General features: G+C 27.4%; 6 protein-coding genes. All 6 read right to left on the bottom strand.

Features of this window, described 5'->3' with window-relative positions; translation table 11 throughout:
* Window positions 1-502: metalloprotease family protein (locus tag ACT8VG_RS07885; RefSeq protein WP_444195570.1), on the bottom strand; the 502-nt coding region annotated here is incomplete at its 3' end.
* 86 nt (window positions 503-588) lie between these two features.
* Window positions 589-1,635: a hypothetical protein gene (locus ACT8VG_RS07890; RefSeq protein ID WP_288706637.1), complete on the bottom strand. Its 1,047-nt coding sequence runs from the start codon at window positions 1,633-1,635 to the stop codon at window positions 589-591.
* A gap of 5 nt (window positions 1,636-1,640) precedes the next feature.
* Entirely contained in the window at window positions 1,641-2,291 is a 651-nt protein-coding gene (locus ACT8VG_RS07895; RefSeq protein WP_444195571.1) for a YiiX/YebB-like N1pC/P60 family cysteine hydrolase, read from the bottom strand.
* A gap of 195 nt (window positions 2,292-2,486) precedes the next feature.
* Window positions 2,487-2,825, bottom strand: coding sequence for a DUF4177 domain-containing protein (locus ACT8VG_RS07900; RefSeq protein WP_288686685.1), 339 nt, complete (start codon window positions 2,823-2,825; stop codon window positions 2,487-2,489).
* Window positions 2,826-2,860: 35 nt separating this feature from the next.
* On the bottom strand, window positions 2,861-3,172 hold the full coding sequence (locus tag ACT8VG_RS07905) for a hypothetical protein (protein ID WP_444195572.1): 312 nt from the start codon (window positions 3,170-3,172) through the stop codon (window positions 2,861-2,863).
* Between the two features lie 13 nt (window positions 3,173-3,185).
* A partial coding sequence (locus ACT8VG_RS07910; protein WP_444195573.1) for a hypothetical protein occupies window positions 3,186-4,339 on the bottom strand: 1,154 nt, incomplete at its 5' end.

Here is a 4,339-nt window from a genome sequence, read left to right on the forward strand (position 1 = left end):
TTAAAAGACTACCTATAATTCTTGATATAAATGGTGAAAAAAATACGATACCACAATACCAAAGAAATAATGGAATTAATGCTAATATCAATTTTGGAAATAGAAGCATTAATAAAAATCTATTTCTTTTTAATGGGCAATTCGAATATATTTGAAAAGAAAATAAAAATAGTGAATTTCTATTAATTTCATACCATAACTCTTTTTTTGCTTTTTTTGGAAACCAAATTGCATGCAATATTTCGTGTACTAAAAATATAGGAATCAAAAATATAATACCTATTATAATGCATAATATTAGTTCTGTTATAGAATGGTTTTTAATTGGGTGGGTAAAAAAATTATAAAATGTAAATGAAATTATAATTGCTATTAGAATAAAAGAAAAAAATTTCCCATTGATCCAAAAAGAATTATTTGTTATTTTTTTTGAATTTTTGGGTAAAACGTCATTTTTGAATTCTTGATTTTTTTTATTACCCATAAAAGATATATGCCACATAGAAGTCTCCCTTCTAGTTATAAAAAAAGTATTAGATAGACAGGCTCCGCTATTGACGCGGAGCCCATTTAGTTTGTCAACGTGGATTATTTAAGACTAGGATTGATAAAAAGGGTTGAATAATAAATAAGATAATTATAAGTTTTTTTCTTTGGCAGACTTATTCTTTTTACTTGTTTAAAGTCACTCTTATAATCGTAGATATTAACACTGTATTTATCATGCTCATTACGAGATAGAATATAAGCATGAGAACCATTAAAATCAATCATATCAAGATGATGCTTCAAGGTATATGTTTTTTCTAATTGATGCGTATCTTGATCAAAAACACAAATCTTATTGCCTTCATTTGAAACAAGATTATAGAAAGAAACATAGATTTTTCCATCATTTACATAAATATTATCAGCATAGCTATAAGGCATATCAATGATTTTTAATTCATCTGTATTCATGTTTAATTGACCAATATATTTATTTTGGTTATTAAATGAAAAATATAATGTATCTTTATCTGTATAGTACTTACAAATATTATCTCCATATTGGGTAAGACTAATACTTTTAAGTCGTTTTAAATTTTGATCATAGATATCACATGCAATATCATTTTCAATATCTACAAAATTATATACTTTAGAATGACTTGGAACAACCATATAAGAGAAACGAGATTTTTCTTTTATTTCATTTACTTTTTTCTCTTTAAAATTCATCTGAGTTAGATAACCATAATCATTAAGATTAGATACACCATAATAATAGTGATCATCTGCACTGACTGCATCAATGGCTGTTCCAGGTAAATGAAGCTTATTCACTTCAGTAGAATTTCCTTTTATCTGAATAATATTTTGAGGATTCTTATGTCCTTGAAGACCGATATTATTAATATAAGCATAACCATCATGATAGCTTGTGGTGTTGAATGATGTGCCTACTTGAGCCTCATCCAATTTTGTAGAAGCAACTTTTTTACCATCATCATTATAATATTTAATAACAGTATATTTTCTTGCAGAAGAAGTTTCAATCACACCAAATGTATAATGGATATTGCTTTGTGATTGTGAGAATGAGCATCCTGTGAATAGTAAGACTGTGGTAATTATTAAAATTGTTTTTTTCATTGTAATCACTTCTTATAAAGAATCATTGTCTTATCACTTGAGACCAATTCAAGAGGATGCACTGCTGCGCCATATTGACCAGTGTTTAAATCTACATTGTATTTATCTTTAAATCCAGCCCATATGAGTTGAGAACAGTAAAATTTTGATCTTGTATTTACATCATAATACTTAATGTTATATGGTTTGCCTCTTTGTGAATAACACCAATCTGCGACTTTTTTTGCTTGATTTTCTGTTACGTCTGTCACATAAAGTCCCCAGCATGTATTTTTGCTTTTATTCCAATCATTTTTACCAGTTACAACTCCATTGGATAAAGCTTCAACAACTCTATTTTGTGAATAGACTATAGCTGCATGACCAGTAGGAATCAGATTTTTATAAGCGTCTCCTGTGACTAGTATTCTGCCTTTTGTAGTAGGGTATCCCCATGTATAAACAGCTTGACCATCAAGAGAACATGCATTAATTGATTTTTCTTTCTTCGCTATCTGATTGTAGATAATTTTTAATTCATCAGTGTTTTCGAATGCGTTTTTATTATAATTGTACGCATTTACACTTGTGATAGTAGAGAGGCTCACTCCTATAATCATAGTCAGTGAAGACAATATTTCATAATAATAACCTATAAGATTTCCTTTCTTTTGCATTTTTAATTATTAGATTCATTATGTTTGTATTACTAGTTAATGTAACCAATGGAATCTCCTCCTTTCATTAAGTAAACTTTAACTTCATAAATATGATAGCATACAACATTAAAGTACTCCATAATACTGATAAAAATTATAAAAAATATTAAATAAAAGTATGGTCAGTTTAATATAAAATTATCTCAGGTTATCTTATTCATCAATAACAACATAACGATATTCATAATATGCTTCCTTAAGTGAAATAGACACAACTTCAGCACTTGTACTATTGCTTCCTATACCAACGCCTACAATAGCACCACCTACCATATTACTGCCTATTTCATTTGCGAAAGCTGCCTTTAGTCTCCAGCCCTGTACACTATATCTGATTAATGTTTTCTTTAAATTATTTGTATCTGTTCTACCTTGAGAATCATGAACAGTGACTACATCATATTCATAGAGATCATTACATTCTAAAATGGAATCTAAATTATAATCATTATTTCTTTCTTCCAATAATTCTGTGAACTTATCTTCCGTCATCGAATCATTAGAAGTATTTTTTTCTATGATTTGATCTAGTTTTGAGGTGATTTTTTTTGTTCTTCCATACTTTGACGTTGTCTATAATACTTGTCAAAATATGTATGAATTCCTTCTTTGATATCTTGAGAAAAATAACCTTTATCTAACTGTTGATCAATTGCCTGAATAGCTTCATCCAGCTGCTTTGTAGAAAGATGAGTACTTTTCAGTTTAGTTGATGTGATTGTGAGATTAGGTACTTGTTGCAGGCAGGTATTACATAGACATACTTCTCCAAAGCTATTTCTATCTGGAATAGTAGTAAATACCTGTCCACAATGACTACATTTCATTTGTTTTTCCATATGATTTTTCCTTTCATAAATAAATCACTTCATTAAGTGATTCTGATTCCGTGCCATCTATTGATCTCCTATGATATCTATCTGGAATACCAGCACTGTATAGTGATATTGCTTTTATAAGCAATAAATTATCTTGCTTCTTTATTCTTAATTCTATCTTTTTTGATTTTGAGTATAAAGAAACAAAATCAATAAATTGATTTACTGATTCAATAACATTCTTATTATTGATTGCTGAATCAATACCTATCATGAAAATAATTTTAAAATCATAACCCTCTTCTTTAAGTAAATTTATTTTATTGGCTACTTCAATATCAAAACTAGGATTACCTGTATTAGAAATAAATCTATACGATACAATCTTACTTATTTCTTCATCTATCAAATTGATTGTATTCTCATTATTATACTCTTTACAATTAAGAAGCATTTTAATCTTCCTTAAAAAATAAATCATACTATGTTCTTTTGAAACGATTGTATCATACATATGACTTATATTATCACGATTCATTCTCAAATATTCCAGTTTTGAAATTTTTCTTATCAATTCTATTTTTTCTCTATTTTCCATATGTATTTTATTGTAAAGCACACAAAACAATACCGATAAAATGATCAACTGGAACATAATAATTAATACAACAATTCTAGACATACTTTCATATACCAATGATTCACCTAGTAAAGTGAAAATAAAAATCATGTCTAACATAATTGCAATAACAATTTGGTATTTATCGGTTATAAAACTATAATTTCTTCTTTTGAAATAAGTACAAAAGAACAAAGCAAAATTAGCAAATATAAATCTAGATAAAAACATCAGTGTAATAAAATTCATGTGTATTTCATTTGACTTAATTAGAACTACACCATTTACCACTGAATAAACATATGGAGGAAGATAATTTGAACATAGTAGAACAAACATAAAAAACAATATGAACGATAACTTTTGGATAATATTATCATTATCAATCAGCATCAGTAAAATCAAATGTGTCATAATCACAAAAGTAATCAATACAACATTATCAATATACATTAACGAAAAAGTCCACGTTTCTATAACAGAAATCATTATCACAGAGAGAATATAGCATATGTCATGTTTGACTCTGAAAAAATAAGCCACAGATATTGATAAAATTAATTCATCAA

The organism is Catenibacterium sp. (assembly GCF_052354645.1).
GTDB classification, from domain to species: Bacteria; Bacillota_I; Bacilli_A; order Erysipelotrichales; family Coprobacillaceae; genus Catenibacterium; species Catenibacterium mitsuoka_A.

Excerpts from the sequence above, each read along its gene's own strand:
- ACT8VG_RS07905 (WP_444195572.1), bottom strand. The coding sequence starts at position 3,172 with ATGGAAAAACAAATGAAATGTAGTCATTGTGGACAGGTATTTACTACT.
- ACT8VG_RS07895 (WP_444195571.1), bottom strand. The coding sequence starts at position 2,291 with ATGCAAAAGAAAGGAAATCTTATAGGTTATTATTATGAAATATTGTCT.
- ACT8VG_RS07890 (WP_288706637.1), bottom strand. The coding sequence starts at position 1,635 with ATGAAAAAAACAATTTTAATAATTACCACAGTCTTACTATTCACAGGA.
- ACT8VG_RS07900 (WP_288686685.1), bottom strand. The coding sequence starts at position 2,825 with ATGACGGAAGATAAGTTCACAGAATTATTGGAAGAAAGAAATAATGAT.